The 18,308-nt window shown below is 63.5% G+C and carries 11 protein-coding genes and 1 pseudogene; 3 read left to right on the top strand and 9 right to left on the bottom strand.

Annotated features, from left to right (window positions below; all coding sequences use genetic code 11):
• Window positions 1-1,598: pseudogene (locus IFU31_RS13360) on the top strand (Ig-like domain-containing protein); the annotation flags it as partial.
• A 272-nt stretch (window positions 1,599-1,870) separates the two neighbouring features.
• Here IFU31_RS13360 and IFU31_RS13355 read toward each other — a convergent pair.
• The 9 genes from IFU31_RS13355 to glnE all read right to left on the bottom strand — a co-directional run bounded on the left by IFU31_RS13355 (window position 1,871) and on the right by glnE (window position 13,186).
• Window positions 1,871-2,860: a PAAR domain-containing protein gene (locus IFU31_RS13355; protein ID WP_192103233.1), complete on the bottom strand. Its 990-nt coding sequence runs from the start codon at window positions 2,858-2,860 to the stop codon at window positions 1,871-1,873.
• Window positions 2,861-3,003: 143 nt separating this feature from the next.
• Window positions 3,004-4,443, bottom strand: coding sequence for a lipopolysaccharide kinase InaA family protein (locus tag IFU31_RS13350; protein WP_192103232.1), 1,440 nt, complete (start codon window positions 4,441-4,443; stop codon window positions 3,004-3,006).
• Window positions 4,443-5,195 (bottom strand): lipopolysaccharide kinase InaA family protein, encoded by a 753-nt coding sequence (locus tag IFU31_RS13345; protein ID WP_192103231.1) that lies wholly within the window; start codon window positions 5,193-5,195, stop codon window positions 4,443-4,445. The genes IFU31_RS13350 and IFU31_RS13345 overlap by 1 nt, the downstream gene beginning before the upstream one ends.
• On the bottom strand, window positions 5,192-5,926 hold the full coding sequence (locus IFU31_RS13340; RefSeq protein ID WP_192059539.1) for a lipopolysaccharide kinase InaA family protein: 735 nt from the start codon (window positions 5,924-5,926) through the stop codon (window positions 5,192-5,194). The genes IFU31_RS13345 and IFU31_RS13340 overlap by 4 nt, the downstream gene beginning before the upstream one ends.
• Window positions 5,926-6,732 (bottom strand): lipopolysaccharide core heptose(I) kinase RfaP, encoded by an 807-nt coding sequence (rfaP, locus tag IFU31_RS13335; protein WP_192103230.1) that lies wholly within the window; start codon window positions 6,730-6,732, stop codon window positions 5,926-5,928. The genes IFU31_RS13340 and rfaP overlap by 1 nt, the downstream gene beginning before the upstream one ends.
• A complete protein-coding gene (locus tag IFU31_RS13330; protein ID WP_122479758.1) occupies window positions 6,729-7,850 on the bottom strand; it encodes a glycosyltransferase family 4 protein in 1,122 nt (373 codons plus the stop codon). The genes rfaP and IFU31_RS13330 overlap by 4 nt, the downstream gene beginning before the upstream one ends.
• Window positions 7,850-8,914: a lipopolysaccharide heptosyltransferase I gene (waaC, locus tag IFU31_RS13325; RefSeq protein ID WP_192103229.1), complete on the bottom strand. Its 1,065-nt coding sequence runs from the start codon at window positions 8,912-8,914 to the stop codon at window positions 7,850-7,852. Before waaC ends, IFU31_RS13330 begins: the two co-directional genes overlap by 1 nt.
• Window position 8,915: 1 nt before the next feature.
• Entirely contained in the window at window positions 8,916-9,965 is a 1,050-nt protein-coding gene (waaF, locus tag IFU31_RS13320) for a lipopolysaccharide heptosyltransferase II (protein WP_122479760.1), read from the bottom strand.
• 212 nt (window positions 9,966-10,177) lie between these two features.
• Entirely contained in the window at window positions 10,178-13,186 is a 3,009-nt protein-coding gene (gene glnE / locus IFU31_RS13315; RefSeq protein ID WP_192103228.1) for a bifunctional [glutamate--ammonia ligase]-adenylyl-L-tyrosine phosphorylase/[glutamate--ammonia-ligase] adenylyltransferase, read from the bottom strand.
• A 382-nt stretch (window positions 13,187-13,568) separates the two neighbouring features.
• Between glnE and aceE the strand changes: the two genes are divergently transcribed.
• A complete protein-coding gene (aceE, locus tag IFU31_RS13310) occupies window positions 13,569-16,214 on the top strand; it encodes a pyruvate dehydrogenase (acetyl-transferring), homodimeric type (protein WP_122479762.1) in 2,646 nt (881 codons plus the stop codon).
• A gap of 11 nt (window positions 16,215-16,225) precedes the next feature.
• Window positions 16,226-18,187, top strand: coding sequence for a dihydrolipoyllysine-residue acetyltransferase (gene aceF, locus IFU31_RS13305; RefSeq protein WP_185794785.1), 1,962 nt, complete (start codon window positions 16,226-16,228; stop codon window positions 18,185-18,187).
• Window positions 18,188-18,308: the final 121 nt, after the last annotated feature.

Here is an 18,308-nt window from a genome sequence, read left to right as displayed (position 1 = left end):
TGCCGTTCTGGCGTGTGGCGGGGAATGCCGACCAGGCGATCCCGCCCATCACCGTCAGCGTTGCGGGTGAGGCACAGGGGGCTATTCCTGCGCCGATTCTGGCGGCTTCGCTGGGCAAGACGGCGGAGGTGTTTTATGCGGTCAATCAAAGTGGGGCGGTGAGGCCGGTGTCCGAGGTGTTGAGTTTGCAGGTGCTGACGTTGCCAGCCAATACGCTCAGCGACCTGCAGATTCTAGAAGCCATCGGTGGAAGCCTCGATGTGAGTGCCCTGACAGATGACGCTACGCTGCGCGTTGGTCATTGGCCACTGATCGTTGCGGGACAACAGGTATGGCTGACCCTCGAGGGCTACAGGTCGAATGGAACTGAATACAACATACGGATGCTGGCACCACCTGACGCTGTCGACAGTGCCTGGGTAAGCTCGGGAAGCAAGACGGTGAAAGTCCCTGTGGCTGAATTGAAGGCTTTGAGGCATCAGAGTAGGTTGACTGTGACCTTCAAGGTTGCCATGAACGGGGGAAGCAACGAAGCAACAGCGACGATCTTCGATTCTCGCGCATATGCGGTGGTCGCTGTGGCCGACAACGCGCCAACGATCAGCAGCGTGCGGGATTCGTGGAGCGAGATCAGCCCCGGCGGAACCACGTACGACAACAGCGTTACGGTGAGCGGTACGGCCACTGCCAGCCAGCAAGTAGAGCTGTTCGACGGCGCGACGTCCAAGGGCAACGCTTCCGTTGATACGGGGGGGAACTGGAGCGCTCCCCTGTCGGGCCTGGCACTGGGGACGCATTCGATCACGGCGAAAGGACTTTATGGCAATGGGTTGGTTTCGGCAGCAAGGGCCTTCAATAAGGCGGCTCAAACGGCACCGGTCATTTCCAGCGTGCGGGATTCAATTGAGGAAGTACCTAATGGCGGCACCACGCCCGACCTGACGGTTTCGATCAGCGGTACCGCCACGCCCAATACGCAAGTGGAAATCTTCGATAACGGAGTCATTTCAAAAGGCGTTGCACAGGTGAACGCCACAGGAAACTGGACTCATAGCGTGAGTGCCCTTGCAGCAGGCAACCATTCACTCACTGCCAAGGCGCTGTACGGCAGCGGCGAGTCTTCGGTTGCGTGGGGATTTGTCCGGGCAGATGTGCCTGACTGGGTGAAGGAAGACTTCGAGCTTGAGCAACCTCGAGAATTCCAACCTTATACAAATGTCAGATTCCGCTACTTTAGTTCGATCACTAACACTACAACTTCAATCACCGGGCCTGCTAGCGGACTGCCCTACCCTATGTTTTCAGGTAGGTACTTCGGCGCGAGGGGCCACTCCGAGAACTCCAGCTACTATCCAGTGGACTGGACATTTATTACTCCAATCAAAGGTATCCGCTTTAGCTTGCATCTTAACAGCGGCACGAACGAATGCCAAGTTCAATACAAAGACAGTTCAGGTACCATTATGGCAATGTCTTACGCCTATGCTGGTAGCCAGTACATAAATGCGCCACAAGTTCCGCGACGAATCGCATCAATCCGCTTTCATCACCGAGGTAGCGCAATAATGATGGACGAGATTACGATGACTTACCGATAGCCTTAGGGGGTTAAGAGATGACCTTGAGTAGTCAGGAAGGGCATCTTCATTTCCTGCACAGCTTCAAGCTCATGAACGAATGTCACCTCGCGGCGAGCAGTAAAAGCGTGAAAGTGTTCACAGGTAAAAAGCTCGGCCACCAGTCCCACTCACAGTATTAGCGGCGAAACCAGCGAGTGGAAGTCCAGAAGTGGCGGTTGCCCACTTCTACTTCCACCCTGCTGGCAAACCGGGAGTATGATTGACACCCACCACCAACACGCCCCCGCCACTCAAGTAGCTTGCAACCCCCCCTCGCGAGCCCTTCCAGCACCCGACCGCAGACCAGAACTGCACCGATGCTCACGCCTGCCTTTGCTCCAGTTTTCCCGCTCGGCTGCGAGTACCGCATTGATCATGGCCTTGGCGGTTACCACGCCTTCGGGGTGGCGCTTGTAAAGGTCCATGCCGAGGTTGATGGCCAGGCGTTCGGCGGTGGCATGGCAGTGGCGCAGGGTGCGGCGCTGTTCCAGCGGTGTTTGTGCATCGATGCCATCGAGCAGCACAGCTTGGGAAAACCCAGCAGCCATGCCCAGATAGCCGTAATGGATACCCGCCCACAACCCTACGTGATACAGGTATCGGCCTTGCTTGTGCCAAGTGGAGTTCTGCAACTGCGCGACCTTGGCCTGGTAGTTCCACTCACGGTTGTCATCCATTTGTCCAACCCACAGGGCAACCGCTTCGTTCTTGCAAGCGTTGGCGACCACTTGTGGGTCGCGTGCCCACCAACGTGCGTGCCAGGGCAGCGCGTTGTAAGTGAACGAGGCCTGGGTGGCATCGTAGCGATTGAGCTGCCTGATCCTGGCGATGGTCGGGTGACGGACGTTGCGGTTGATCTCGCCGGCCATGTAGGTGGTGATCGACAGCAACTGGTCCGGATGGCCGCAGCTCTGCGCCGTCTCCACGAGGGGCATGGCAGCAAGCCGCGGTTTGACCGGGCGCAGGGACTCGTACTGGGTACTGAACGACGACGGGATCAGCAGGGCGTTGCAGGCACAGCTGCTGGTGCTGTCGAGGCTGCCGGCGACACGCCGACCGTTGCTCTTGAGCTGCTCGACGCCGCCGACGATGTGGAACTCGCCGGTGCTTTTTCCGCAGGACACGCGATCGCCCTCGCGCGAACGCGGAACGCCGAGCAGGGTGACGGCCCGCTCGCCACCAAGGACCGTGCCGCCACACGATGTCTTGTCGCCCAACCGGATGAAGTAGCCCAGTTTCATGTCCAACCCCCCTGCTCTGCCGCTGGCCCACGCAGGGCCGCCAAGCGACAGGAGTTTCCGGGAGTTGTGGAAGCACGTCTGTAGGACCCATCCGACGCAAATGCAGGAAAAGTCCTGAATTCCGTGCGCGACGTACGTTGCGGCTACATTTCTCGGGGCAAACGCTGATCCAGCAGCACACGCAGGGCACTGCCGTCCGGCCAGTTGCGCAGCAACCGTTCACGATCGCGCTGGTGGGCAGGGGCGAAGCTGCTGTCGCTGCCGTGTTGCTGCATGGCGTCGAGGTCGATCAGCGCCCAGCGGCCGTCGTGCCAGAACAGGTTGTGGCCCTTGAGGTCGCCGTGGCTGATGCGTTCGCGAATCAGGTCGGCGAACAGCTGGTCCAGGGCCTGGAGCTGATCCTCGGGAACGTCACCCGTGTCGACATGGGCGGCGAAGGCTTCGATCAGGTCCGGGCCGCCCAGGTGTTCGGTCATCAGGTAGGCTTCGCGACGCAGCCACAGCACGCGCTTTTCCAGCACACCGAGCGGCTTGGGGGTAGCGATGCCGAGGAACAGCAGGCGATTGCCCTCGACCCACGAATGCCAGGCGCGGCTCGGGCGCCAGAAGCGCTTGCCCCAGTGCAGCAGGTTCTTGATGTTGTAGCGTTTGATCAGCAGGTCGCGGCCTTGGCTGTGCACGCGGCCGACCGTGGCGGCGCCACCGGTCTTGTAGATATGACCCTGTTCGAGCAGGGCATCGGCATCGCGCAACACTGGCAGCAGGGCCGCCTCTTCTTCGCGGCGCACGGCGCGCAGGCTGGAGGCGCTGTCCTGCACGCTGAACAGGCTGCATTCGCGGCCCACTTTGCTCAGATAGTCCTTCAGGCGCCAGGCGCGGACCTTGTCGATCTGCTTCTGCAGCGCTTCCATGGGCAGGCCGTGTTCGCCGTTGGCCAGCAGGTAATACACCAGCAGCTCTTCGGTGAAGGGTTCAAGGTGCTTGGGCAGTTGGGCGAAGAACACGCCAAGGTTTTCCAGGACCTTCTGCCGTGACAGCGGCTTGCCGACCTGTTCGGCCTGAATGCCGGCGCCGTCGATGAGAAACACCTGGCCGTTGTGGCGCAGCAGGTTGTCCAGGTGGAGGTCTTGCTGCCACAGGCCCTTGCCGTGCATCTGGCCGATGACACCGAGGGCTTCGCTGAGCACCACGGTCTGTTCGTCGGCCAGAGGTGGCAGGGTTTCCACGCGGGCCCATTCGTCGGCCAGGCTGTGGGCGTTTTCCAGGTACTCGAACAGCAGCCAGCCGCCCTCGCCTTCCTGCAGGCCGTCGGCGAGCAGTTGCGGGGTGGTGAGGTGTTGTTCGGCCAGCAGGCGCACGCCTTCCAGTTCGCGCTGGAAATGCCGGGCGGCCTTGCTGCCGACCAGCAGTTTGGCGAGCACGGTGCGGCCGCGCCAGATACCGGCACCGACGTAACGCTGGCCGGGCAGCACGCGCAACAGGGTCAGCAGTTGCAGCTCGGCGGGGCCGGCGGCGTCAGCCAGGGTGATGCTCAGGGGCAACGCGGGAGTGCGGCCGGCTTGGGTCAGTTCAGACAGGCGCATCAGCGGCCTTCCTTGTGGTTGCGACGGCGGCTCAAACGTTGAAGCCAGGCGTCGACCTGGGGGCTGGCTTCGGACTGGGCCAGATACGCGGCGAGCAAAACGCGAATGTCGGCGGCCTGCCAGCGCGGTGCCCGGCGCAGCAACGGTTCGAGGTCCTTGGCGCGGTCGCGCTGGCCGAACAGCAGCGGGCGAGTCTTTTCCAGGTCGATCAATTGCGCCTGGTAGCCGCTGGCCGTGGCGCGCAGAAAAATATGCTTGGGGTAGAAGCAGCCGTGCACCTGCCCTGCCGAATGCAGGATGCGCCCCAGCTCGCCGCACGCCACCAGCACCGCGCGGCGCTCTTGCGGGGCCAGGGTCAGCCACTGCTGCAGCACCGCTTCAAGGTCGGACCAGCCGTCCAGGGCGCGGGTCATGAGCATGGCACGAGTTTCACCCTGAACCTGGCGCTGACCGTAGAACACCGCCTGCAACGCCGGGATGCCCTGCTTGCGATAGCGGCTGATGTTGCGAAACTCGCGGGCAAAGGTCGGCTCGCCAAAGGGCCGGGCCAGGGTACGGGTCAAATAGTTGCTTTGCCGCTTGAGATAGAAACCACGGCCTTCCAGGTCCAGCCGATACACGCTGCTCCAGCCGCCACGGCCGGTGTTGGGTTCGTCCACGGCGTCCAGTTGCAGGTTCCACAGTGCATCGAATGTGGCCAGCCCGTGGCGCTCCAGCAAGGCGCGCTCCTCGCTGGCGATGAAGTCGCTCATTCGCGGCCCTCGAAGAATTTGACGATTTTGCGCACACGCAGCTTGTCCGAGGCATTGAGCTTTTCGCGGCGGCGGTACTGCAGGTAGAAGCGCAGGCGCTGGGTGTTGGACAGTTCGCTCTTGCCCAGCTTGTCCAGGCAGGCGAGGTCCTTGATGATGCGATAGCGCAGCATGAAGCTGCGCCAGAAAGCACCATTGGGACAGTCGATGAAGTACAACACGTCCTTGTCGTCCACCAGCAGGTTGCGCCACTTCAGATCGTTGTGGGTGAAGTGGTTGTCGTGCAGCGTGCGCGTGTGCTGTGCCAGCTGCCGGCTGATGTGGTCGACCCAGGTCCGGTTGCGCAACCGCGGATCGTCGCTCAGCGCCAGTTGGTGCAGGTCTTGGGTGTTGGGCAGTTCGCGGGTGATCAGCGCCCCGCGGTCATAGCTGGCGCCATTGCGTTCCAAGCCCCAGGCCACCACTTCGGCAGTGGGAATGCCCCACTTGGCGAAGCGCTTGAGGTTCTGCCATTCGGCCCTCACCCTTGGCTTGCCCAGGTGTGCGCGCAGGCCCTTGCCGGCACCCACGTAGCGTTTGACGTAATAGTTGACCCCACCGCGCTGCACGCGAATCACCTCGGACAACGGGTCGCGGGTCAGGCGCTCGCCGGTGAGGGCGAACACGCTGTCCAGGCTGCCGAAGTCGGCCTGCAGGTGCTCGTAGCCCGCTTCCAGGTTCCAGCCCGCCATCAGAGAGCATCCCCGTAGCGCAATTTGCGGTCGTACAATTTGTTCGCCTTGCCGTCGAGCCAGCCGAGCAGTACGGCTTCTTCCTTGAGCACGCGGCGCAGGGGCTGCTGGAAATAGTCGCGCAGGAAGCGCAGCTTGTCGCGGCGCGTCAGGCCAATGTCCAGCGCCGAGAAATACAGCGCGGCGAGGTCCTTGTTGCGCCAGCGGCGGGTGATGCGCGGACGGACCTGGGCACGGTGCAGATCGATCACCGAGAGCTTGAAATCGTCGGCCTTGACCGGCTTGTTGGTGTGCAGCAGAAAGTGGCAGATGTAGCAGTCGCGGTGGTTGACCCCAGCGCGGTGCATCATGCCGACCATGCGCGCCACTTCGGCGATCAGTGCGCGCTTGAGCGCCGGTTGCGGCGGCTGCTTGGCCCAGTTCAGGCTCAGCACTTCCAGGTCGATGGTAGGCGCCAGCTCTTCGGTGATGATGAACGAATGCTGATCGGCCGGGTTGCTGCCGCGCTCGCCGTAGGCCACCGCCGTCATGCTCGGCACGCCGGCCTCGCGCAGGCGCTGGATGGCCTTCCACTCCTGGCCGGCGCCAAGCACCGGAAGCTTGGCGGTGAGCAGGTTCTTGGTGATTTCCGCCCAGCCGACGCCACGGTGGATCTTGACGAAATAGCCCTTGCCGTCGACTTCGGTGCGCAGCGTGCGGCGTGCTTCGAGTTCGCGAAACACTTCGCCTTGCAGCGCTTCGACGGCGACGAATGGATCGCGCCCGGCCCACAGCGTCTTGAACGGCTCGTCGAGCACCAGCTTCATGGTCGCGCCTCCAGAATAACGTCGGCAGCGTGTTCGGGCATGCTGTAGATGTCGGCGCTGTCGGCGAAGGCCAGGCCATTGGCCGACCAGGCCGCGCGGGCGCTGTCGTCCTCGAGCATGCGCTGCAGGTAGCGGTTGAGCTCTTCCTGCTCGAAGGGCTCGCTGAGCACCAGCCCGGCGTCGGCCTGGGCGATGTAATGGGCATAGCCGCACACCGCCGAAACCAGCACCGGCAAGCCAGCCACCACCGCTTCGAGCAGCACGGTGCCGGTGTTCTCGTTGTAGGCGGGGTGAATCAGTACATCGGCGCCGAGCAGGAAGCGCGGAATGTCACTGCGGCCCTTGAGGAACTGCACCCGGTCGCCCAGGCCGAGCGCTGCGCCCTGCATCTGGAACAGCTTGGGGTCGTCCTGGCCGATGACCATCAGCCGCACGCGCTTGCGCAGCGCCGCTGGCAAGGCCGCCATGGCCTTGAGGCTGCGGTCCACGCCCTTGGTCTTGAAGCCGGAGCCGATCTGCACCAACAGCAGCTCGTCGTCCTCGAGCATGAATTCGCCACGGAATTCGGCGCGGATCAGCGCCGCGTCCGGCGGCGCACGACGGTCGTGGGCGATGCCCGGCGGCAACAGGTGAAAGCGCGCCAGCGGGGTGTCGTAATGCTTGATGAACAGCGGTTGCTGGACCTCGGAAATCATCAGGATTTCGGTTTTCGCATCGCGGCCGAACACGGCCCGCTCGTAGTCGGCGAAATGCTTGTAGCGCCCCCAGTAGCGGTACAGCGAATGACGCAGGTTCTGTGCCTTGTCTTCGTAGCAGCCGTCGGCCGCGTAGTAGACGTCCAGGCCGGGCATCTTGTTGAAGCCGATCAGGCGATCGACCGGGCGTTTGGCCAGGTCAGCCTGCATCCAGCTCAGCAGCTTCTCGTTGCGCCGATGGTTGAAGAACGCCTTGACCGGCGCGACGTGGACCTCGAAACCTTCGGGCACCTCGCCTTCCCAGATCAGCGTGTAGACGCGGATGCCGTGGCCACGGCGCTGGCACTCCAGGGCAATGCGCATGAAATCGCGCTGCAGGCCACCAAAGGGAAAATACTTGTAGAGCACGAATGCCAGTTGCATCAGCGAAGATCCTCGGCCAGTAACACGGTGCTCAGTCGGCTTGCCACGCGCTCGGGGTCGAGCCGGGTGAAACACAGCGGCCACTCGCGTTTGAGATCGAACCGACGCTGGTCATCCGGCGTCGGCTGGTAGGTACAGGTTTTCTGCATGCACGGCGCGCAGGGTGGGAAATCGCTGGCCAGGTGGATCTGGCCACGACCGTAGGCGCCGGTCAGGCCAACGTTGGTCGGGCCGAACAGGGAGATGGTCGGCACATCGAGGGCGGCGGCCAGGTGGCCAAGGCCAGTGTCGACCGCAACGCAGGCGCGGGCTTCGGCCAGGATCTGCGCCATCCCGGCCAGGTTCAACCGAGGCAACACCACGCAGTTCTTGAGGCCTGCGGCAATGCGTTGCGCGCGTTCGCGTTCGCTGTCGCTGCCCCATGGCAATCGCACCTGGATGTGGGCATGCCCCAAGCGTTCGGCCAGCTCGCGCCAGTAGGCTTCCGGCCAATGCTTGGTGTCCCAGGTGGTGCCGTGCAAAAACACCACGAACGCCGGGCCGGGAATCAGGTCGCGCCACTGCAGGCGATTGAGGCCGTAGTCGCCGGTGCCTTTGGGCAGGTCATAGCCCAGTGCCAGGGCGAACAGCTGGCGCACGCGTTCGACCGCGTGCTGGCCGCGCGCGACGGCCAAACGCCGATGATAGAAACGACTGGCAAGGCCTTCGCGGGCCGAGCCCTTGTCGAGGCCGGCCACCGGGGCCTTGACCAGACGCGTCAGCCAGGCGCTCTTGAGCAGCCCCTGGGCGTCGATCACCAAGTCATAGCGGTTGGCGCGCAGACGCTGACGCAGTAGCTTGAATTCGCCGCTTTTGTAGGCCTGCCAAAGGTTCTTGCGCCAGCGGCGTATGGCCACCGGAATGACCGTATCCACGGCCGGATGCCATTTCGGGATCTCGGCGAAACCCTCCTCCACCACCCAGTCGAAACGGATGCCTGGCACGGCACGGGCCGCGTCGGTCAGCGCCGGGAGGGTATGGATGACGTCGCCCATGGACGAGGTCTTGATCAGCAGTACCCGCAATTCATTCCGCCTTGACTGTCAGTTCGACCGTGGCCGGCCCTTCTACCTGCTGCAACGCATCGGCAACCCGCTGGGGTTCCAGCAGGCGCAGGCAATTGTAGTGGCCGAAGCGGCAGGTGCGGTCGAAACACGGGCTGCAATCCAGGCCCAGGCGCACCACCTCGACCTTTTCTGCCAGGGGGGGCGTGAAACCTGGCGAGGTCGAGCCGTACACGGCCACCAGCGGCCGGTTGAGCGCGGCGGCCACGTGCATCAGGCCCGAATCGTTGGACACCACGGCGTCGGCGCACGACATCAGGTCGATGGCCTCGGCCAGCGCGGTTTCACCGGACAGGTTGTAGGCTTCCTCGCGCAGGCCGGGAATCAGCCGCTCGCGGATCGCCTCGCCCACCGGGAAGTCTTTCTTGGAGCCGAACAGCCAGACCTGCCAGCCTTCACGGATCTTGATTTCGGCCACTTCGGCATAGTGCTCGGACGGCCAGCGCTTGGCTTCGCCGAACTCGGCGCCGGGGCACAGGGCGAGCACCGGGCGATCCAGGGCCAGGCCGAACTTGGCCAGGGCAGCGTCGCGGCTGGCCGGGTCGATACGCAGTTCGGGGCGCGGATACGGCTGCGGCAACAGGGCGCCGGGCTCGAAGGCCAAGGCCATGAAGCGCTCGATCATCAACGGGTAGCGTTGCTTGTCCAGGGTGCGCACGTCGTTGAGCAGGCCGTAGCGAAATTCGCCGCGCCAGCCGGTGCGCTTGGGGATGCCGGCGAAGAACGGCACCAGCGCCGACTTCAACGAGTTGGGCAGCAGGATGGCCTGGTCGTAATGACCCTTGAGGCTTTTACCGATGCGCCGGCGCGTGGCCAGTTCGAGCGCGCCGTGGCCGAGCGGAAAGCTCAAGGCCGCACGCACTTCGGGCATGCGCTCCAGGATCGGGCGGCTCCATTCAGGCGCCAGCACGTCGATCAGGCAGTCGGGGTGCCGTTGCTTGAGGCTCTGGAACAGGGTCTGTGCCATTACCATGTCACCGACCCAGCTGGGCCCAATGATCAGAATTCTCATAGTTTTCCAGAACAGTCAGTCGGGTGGTGCGGTGGTGCCAGGGTTTTCGGTGCCAGCCTGTTCGCGGCCACTGGCCGCTCCTACGGGGATCGGGGTCACCCGTAGGAGCGGTCAGCGGCCGCGAACCAGACGCCGCGCAGTGCCTGAAAAACCGCGGAGCCCTGTTCGCGGCCACTGACCGCTCCTACGGGGCAAATAGGTGGGTACCGCCTTCAACTCAACCCCAACTCACCCCAGATCCGCATCACCTCGCGCCGTTCATCGATGAACTGGTTGCCCGGGATCACCCCGGCCTGCTTCTGCAGGGCCTGACGATGAGCGGCCGAGCGGTAGGCCTTGTAGGCTTCGCGCAGCAACCCCGCATCGGCGGCGGGCAACAATCCGGCCTCTTCCAGGCCTTCGAGAATGCGAATGTTGTCGGTGTATCGCAGCAGGTCCGGGTGCTTGCCCGACCACGCCAGAGCCGCGTATTGCACCATAAATTCGATATCGACGATACCACCGGCGTCTTGCTTGACGTCAAAGCGCTGGCCAGCTTCGAAGGCATTGGCGCCGCGCCCTGCTGCCGTCTGCCGCGTCCCCAGGTTGTCGCGCATCTTCGCGCGCATCTCGCTGACCTCGGCACGCAGCGTATCCAGGTCGCGCGGTTTGGCCAGCACGGCGCCACGCACTTGCTCGAACTCGGCGCCCGTCTGGCGGCAGCCTACCAGCACCCGGGCGCGCACCAGCGCCTGGTGCTCCCAGGTCCACGCCTCGGTCTGCTGGTAGCGCGAAAACGCCGCCACCGAGCTGACCAGCAGCCCCGCCGCACCGGAGGGACGCAGGCGCATGTCGACGTCGTACAGCTGGCCGGAGTTGGTCTGTGCAGTCAGCAGGTGAATGATGCGCTGGCCCAGGCGGGTGAAGAACTGGGCGCTGTCGATCGGCTTGGCGCCGTCGGTTTCCAGGCTCGGGTCGCCATCGTGGATGAACACTAGGTCCAGGTCCGAGCCATGGCCCAGCTCGATGCCGCCGACCTTGCCATAACCGACGATGACGAAGGCCGGATCACAGTCACTGCCGTCGGCCCGCTTGGGTACGCCATGGCGCGCCACGGTCTGGTGCCAGGCCAGGGCCAGCACCTGCGCAAGAATCGCTTCGGCCAGCCAGGTCAGGTAATCGCTGACCTTCATCAGCGGCAAGGCGCCGGCGATTTCCGAAGCGGCCACGCGCAGGTTGTGCGCCAGCTTGAAATGCCGCAGCGCTTCCATCTGCTGCTCCAGGTCGTCCTCGGGAATGCGCGTGAGCCGTTCGCGCAACTCGGCGGCCAGCTCCGGTGCCAACGGCGGGTTGAACAGCCGTGCCTCGTTGAGCAGTTCGTCGAGCAGCAACGGGAAACGCGCAATCTGTTCGGCGATCCATGGGCTGGCGGCGCACAGGGTCAGCAGGCGACGCAAGGCATCGGGGTTCTCCGTCAGCAGTACCAGGTACGCCGAGCGCCGCGCCACGGCTTCCACCAGCGGCAGCACCCGTTCCAGAATCAGGTCCGGGTCGGCGTGCTCCACCGCCTGCGCCAGCAGGCGCGGAATGAAGGCGTCCAGGCGCTCGCGGCTCAGGCGCTGCATCGCCCGAAGTTGCGGGCTGCTGCGCAGGTCTTCAAGACGCTTGAGCGCCTGGCGTGCGTCGCTGAAACCGGCTTCCTGCAACTGCCGGCAGGCCGCATCGGCGTCGTGGGTTTCCTCCCACAGCGGCAGCCACTCGCCGCCGATCACCATTGCCTCGCTGTTCTCGGCGTCTTCGTCCGGGTCGGCGATCACCTGCGCGAAGTGCCAGGCGGTGCGGCCGCGCCAGTGCATCAGGCGCGCGTGAAAAGCCGGCCAGTCGGCGAAGCCCATCATGAAGGCGATGCGCGCACGGTCCCGCTCATCGTCGGGCAGCATCTGTGTCTGCCGATCGGCGATGGCCTGGATGGCGTGCTCGGTGTAGCGCAGGAATTCATAGCCCTCGCGCAACTCGTCCACTACCGCAGCAGGCAGATAGCCCTGCCCCTCCAGGGTCGCCAGCACCTTGAGCAAGGGTCGCTGCTGCAGGCTCAGGTCACGTCCGCCGTGGATCAACTGGAACGCCTGGGCGATGAATTCGACTTCACGGATGCCGCCCGAGCCCAGCTTGATGTTGTCGGCCATGCCCTTGCGCCGCACTTCCTGCTGGATCAGTTGCTTCATGGTGCGCAACGCGTCGATGGCGGAGAAATCCAGGTAGCGGCGATAGACGAACGGTCGCAGCATATCGAGCAGTTGCGCACCAGCCTGCTGGTCGCCGGCCACCACCCGCGCCTTGATCATGGCGTAGCGTTCCCAGTCGCGACCCTGGTCCTGATAGTACTGCTCCAGCGCGTTGAAACTGAGCACCAGCGCACCGGACGAGCCGTAGGGGCGCAGGCGCATGTCGACGCGGAAGACGAAACCGTCGACGGTGATCGGATCCAGGGCCTTGATCAGGCGCTGGCCGAGGCGGATGAAAAACTCCTGGTTATCGAGGGGGCGTTTCACCCCTTGGGTTTCGCCGCCTTCGGGGTAACCGAAGATCAGGTCGATGTCGGACGACAGGTTCAGCTCCACTGCCCCCAGCTTGCCCATGCCGAGCACGACCATGTGCTGCTGCTCGCCGCTGCGTCGGCCCATGGGCGTACCGAACTGCTGGCATTGGCGCGGGTACAGCCATTGATAGGCCTGGTCGATGCAGGCGTCGGCCATGTCCGACAGGTCGCGGCAGGTCTGCACCAGGTCGGCGAGGCGGTTGAGGTCGCGCCAGATGATGCGCACCTGCTGCCGCGCGCGCTGGCGGCGCAGGATGCGGGCAAGGTCGTCTTCGCTCTCGGCCTGGGCCACGGCGAGGGCGATCTGCTCGCGCAGTTCACCGGGCCTGAAGGGACGGTCGAGGTCGCCGCTGGCGATGAGGCCGAGCAGCATGGCGGGGTTCTGGATGGCCTGCTGCAGGACGAAGTCGCTGGCGGTGGTGACGCGGTCCCATTGTTGCCAGCGCTTGGTGAGCCAGTTGAGGGGGGTGGTGACTGGGAGGGCCTCTTCGCGGGCAGAGCCCGCTCCCACAGTGTGCGTGGTGCTGCTGAGATCGGCGAACAGGTCCTCAGCCCCCGCCACCGCCGCCTGGAACGACTCGCGATTGCGTGACACCAAAGGCGTGAGAACAGCCGGAATTTCGACCAGCAAAGGCAGGTTCATGGTCTATCCTTGTGCAGCGTGAAGAGCCTGGTAAAGGTCTGTATAGACAGGTTCATCTGTCCCTGATCTGTCGAACAAAGGTGATAAATAGCTGACTTTTCCAATATGTTGGCACAAGTCACTCACGCATGGCCTCAAGATGAATACATTCGATCACAGGTAACGATCCAACCCACAACCGGACGGGGGGCCAAAAGCCTGTATCCTGTGTCTACCCGGCTGCCCACCGCCCGCAGGGGCATGAAAAGGGCAGGGATTTGTAGTAAAACTACAGCTCGCCGGAAAAGCTGCCGGTAATCCAAGAATTCAATATCGTCTGCCCACAAGGCCAGTCGCAAACTCAGGCTTCGATTCTGGAAGCCTTTCCGCCCTGGAGCAAGCCATGCAAGACCTCGATCCCGTCGAAACCCAGGAATGGCTGGATGCCCTGGAGTCGGTCCTCGACAAAGAAGGCGAAGACCGCGCTCACTACCTGATGACCCGCATGGGCGAGTTGGCCACCCGCAGTGGTTCACAACTCCCCTACGCCATCACCACGCCGTACCGCAACACCATCCCCGTCACCCACGAAGCACGCATGCCTGGCGACCTGTTCATGGAACGCCGCATTCGCTCGTTGGTGCGTTGGAACGCATTGGCGATGGTGGTGCGCACCAACCTGCGCGACCCGGATCTGGGCGGCCACATTTCCAGCTTCGCCTCCAGCGCGACCCTGTACGACATCGGCTTCAACTACTTCTTCCAGGCCCCCACCGACGAACACGGTGGCGACCTCATCTACTTCCAGGGCCACGCTTCGCCTGGCGTCTACGCACGCGCCTTCATGGAAGGCCGCATCAGCGAAGACCAGATGAACAACTTCCGCCAGGAAGTGGACGGCAAGGGCCTGTCTTCGTATCCGCACCCTTGGCTGATGCCTGATTTCTGGCAGTTCCCGACCGTTTCCATGGGTCTGGGCCCGATCCAGGCGATCTACCAGGCGCGCTTCATGAAGTACATGGAAGCCCGCGGCTACATCCCTGCCGGCAAGCAGAAGATCTGGTGCTTCATGGGCGACGGCGAGTGCGACGAGCCCGAATCCCTGGGCGCGATCTCCCTGGCAGGCCGCGAGAAGCTGGACAACCTGATCTTCGTCATCAACTGCAACCTGCAGCGCCTCGACGGCCCGGTTCGCGGCAACGCCAAGATCATCCAGGAACTGGAAGGCGTGTTCCGTGGCGGTGGCTGGAACGTCAACAAAGTCGTGTGGGGCCGTTTCTGGGACCCACTGCTGGCAAAAGACGTCGACGGCATCCTCCAGCGTCGCATGGACGAAGTCATCGACGGCGAGTACCAGAACTACAAGGCCAAGGACGGTGCGTTCGTCCGTGAGCACTTCTTCAACTCGCCGGAACTCAAGGCCATGGTCGCCGACCTGTCCGACGACGAGATCTGGAAGCTCAACCGTGGTGGCCACGACCCGTACAAGGTCTATGCGGCCTACCATCAGGCGGTGAACCACAAGGATCAGCCGACCGTCATCCTGGCCAAGACCATCAAGGGTTACGGCACCGGTGCAGGCGAAGCCAAGAACACCGCGCACAACACCAAGAAGGTCGACGTCGACAGCCTGCGCAAATTCCGCGACCGCTTCGACGTCCCCATCAAGGACGACGAGCTGGAAAGCATGCCGTTCTACAAGCCTGAAGAAGGCAGCGCCGAAGCCCGCTACCTGAGCGAGCGCCGCGCCGCACTGGGCGGTTTCGTGCCGCAGCGCCGGGCCAAGAGCTTCAGCATTCCGACGCCACCCCTGGAAACCCTCAAGGCGATCCTGGACGGTTCGGGCGACCGTGAAATTTCCACCACCATGGCGTTCGTGCGGATTCTGTCGCAGCTGGTCAAGGACAAGGAAATCGGTCAGCGTATCGTTCCGATCATCCCGGACGAGGCCCGTACCTTCGGTATGGAAGGCATGTTCCGCCAGCTGGGCATCTACTCCTCCGTCGGTCAGCTCTACGATCCGGTCGACAAGGACCAGGTGATGTTCTACCGCGAGGACAAGAAGGGCCAGATCCTCGAGGAAGGCATCAACGAAGCCGGCGCCATGTCGTCGTTCATCGCCGCCGGTACGTCGTACAGCAACCACAACCAGCCGATGCTGCCGTTCTACATCTTCTATTCGATGTTCGGTTTCCAGCGTATCGGCGACCTGGCCTGGGCCGCTGGCGACAGCCGCACCCGTGGCTTCCTGATCGGCGGCACCGCCGGCCGGACCACCTTGAACGGCGAAGGCCTGCAGCACGAAGACGGCCACAGCCATCTGCTTGCCGCGACCATCCCGAACTGCCGCACCTATGACCCCACCTACGGCTACGAGCTGGCGGTGATCATTCAGGACGGCATGAAGAAGATGACCGAAGAGCAACAGGACATCTTCTACTACATCACCGTGATGAACGAAGCCTACACCCAGCCTGCCATCCCGGCCGGCGCCGAGGAAGGCATCATCAAGGGCATGTACCTGCTCGAGGAAGACACCAAGGAAGCGGCGCACCACGTCCAGTTGCTGGGCTCGGGCACCATCCTGCGTGAAGTCCGCGAAGCGGCGAAGATCCTGCGCGAAGAGTTCAACGTCGGCGCCGACGTGTGGAGCGTCACCAGCTTCAACGAACTGCGCCGCGACGGCCTGGCCGTCGAGCGTTCGAACCGCCTGCACCCCGGGCAGAAGCCGCAGACCACCTACGTCGAAGAGTGCCTGAGCGGTCGCAAGGGTCCGGTCATTGCCTCTACCGACTACATGAAGCTGTTCGCCGAGCAGATTCGTCAGTGGGTTCCTTCCAAGGAATTCAAAGTCCTGGGTACCGATGGCTTCGGTCGCAGCGACAGCCGCAAGAAGCTGCGTCACTTCTTCGAAGTGGACCGCAACTTCGTCGTGCTGGCTGCTCTGGAAGCCTTGGCAGATCGCGGCGATATCGAAGCGAAGGTGGTGGCCGAGGCCATCGTCAAGTTCGGTATCGACCCTGACAAACGCAACCCACTGGACTGCTGAGGAGATTTTTTGTGAGCGAACTCATTCGCGTACCTGACATCGGCAGCGGTGAAGGTGAAGTCATTGAATTGCTGGTCAAGGTCGGCGACCGCATCGAGGCGGAGCAGAGCCTGCTGACCCTCGAATCGGACAAGGCCAGCATGGAAGTACCGGCGCCCAAGGCGGGCGTCGTGAAAAGCATCAAGGTCAAGCTGGGCGACCGCCTGAAAGAAGGCGACGAACTGCTGGAGCTGGAAGTCGAGGGTGCTGAAGAAGCACCCCAGGCTTCCGAGCCTGCGGCTGCACCAAAGCTGGAAGAGAAAGCCGAGGCCGCGCCTGCCGCTGCCCCAGCCGCTGCTCCCGCTGCCGCGGCTTCGAGCCAGGACATCCACGTGCCGGACATCGGCTCGTCGGGCAAGGCGCAGATCATCGAGATTTCGGTGAAGGTGGGTGACACCGTCACCGCCGATCAGTCGCTGATCACCCTGGAGTCGGACAAGGCCAGCATGGAAATTCCATCGCCGGCTGCTGGCGTGGTGGAAAGCATCAGCGTCAAGCTGAACGACGAAGTCGGTACCGGTGACCTGATCCTGAAGCTTGCGGTCGAAGGCGCAGCCCCTGCTGCTGCCCCAGCGGCCGCCGCTCCCGCGCCTGCCGCAGCAGCGCCTGCAGCGGCTGAAAAGCCGGCCGCAGCGCCTGCTGGCGACAGCGTGCAGGACATCCACGTGCCGGACATCGGTTCGGCCGGCAAGGCCAAGATCATCGAAGTACTGGTCAAGGCCGGCGACACGGTCGAAGCCGACCAGTCGCTGATCACCCTGGAATCGGACAAGGCCAGCATGGAGATTCCTTCTCCGGCTGCCGGCGTGGTTGAAAGCGTCAGCGTCAAGCTGGAAGACGAAGTGGGTACCGGCGACCTGATTCTCAAGCTGAAAGTGGCCGGTGCTGCCCCTGCAGCGCCGGCCCAGGCGGCTGCACCGGCTGCCGCTGCGGCTGAGTCCAAGCCTGCAGCTGCCCCGGCGGCTGCCGAGAAGCCTGCTGCCGCACCCGCAGCACCTGCCGCAGCGGCCGGTGCCAAGGTGCATGCCGGCCCGGCCGTTCGCCAACTGGCGCGCGAGTTCGGTGTCGAGCTGAACGCGGTGAGCCCGACCGGCCCGCACGGTCGCATCCTCAAGGAAGACGTGCAGGTCTACGTCAAGGCGATGATGCAAAAGGCCAAGGAGGCACCGGCCGCTGCTGCCGGCGCCACCGGCGGTGCTGGCATTCCGCCGATCCCGGTGGTCGACTTCAGCCGCTTCGGCGAAACCGAAGAAGTACCGATGACCCGCCTGATGCAGGCCGGTGCCACCAACCTGCATCGCAGCTGGCTGAACGTGCCCCACGTGACCCAGTTCGACCAGGCCGATATCACCGAGCTGGAAGCGTTCCGTGTGGCGCAGAAAGCCGTGGCGGAAAAGGCCGGCGTCAAGCTGACCGTGCTGCCGCTGCTGCTCAAGGCCTGTGCGCACCTGCTCAAGGAGCTGCCGGACTTCAACGCTTCGCTGGCGCCCAGTGGCAAGGCGATCATCCGCAAGAAATACGTCAACGTCGGCTTCGCGGTCGATACGCCGGACGGCCTGTTGGTGCCGGTGATCAAGAACGTCGACCAGAAGAGCCTGCTGCAACTGGCTGCCGAAGCCGCCGCTCTGGCCGAAAAAGCCCGGACCAAGAAGCTCTCGGCAGACGACATGCAGGGTGCCTGCTTCACCATCTCCAGCCTCGGGCACATTGGCGGCACCGGCTTCACGCCGATCGTCAACGCGCCGGAAGTGGCGATCCTGGGTGTCTCCAAGGCCACCATCCAGCCGGTCTGGGATGGCAAGGCGTTCCAACCCAAGCTGATGCTGCCGCTGTCGCTGTCCTACGATCACCGTGTGATCAACGGCGCGGCCGCTGCGCGCTTCACCAAACGTCTGGGCGAGTTGCTGACCGATATCCGCACCATGCTGCTGTAACGCTGGCCGAATGAAAAAAACCCACCATTACCGGTGGGTTTTTTTTGCCCTGGATTCGACCGCGAAGTACGGGAACGGTGTGCAGCGCAGAGCGTAAATGCCCTCATGTAACCAGTATTTT

The sequence above is a fragment of the Pseudomonas sp. CFBP 13602 genome (assembly GCF_014842725.1).
GTDB lineage: Bacteria > Pseudomonadota > Gammaproteobacteria > Pseudomonadales > Pseudomonadaceae > Aquipseudomonas > Aquipseudomonas baltica.
This window is presented reverse-complemented; position numbering and strand designations above follow the sequence as displayed.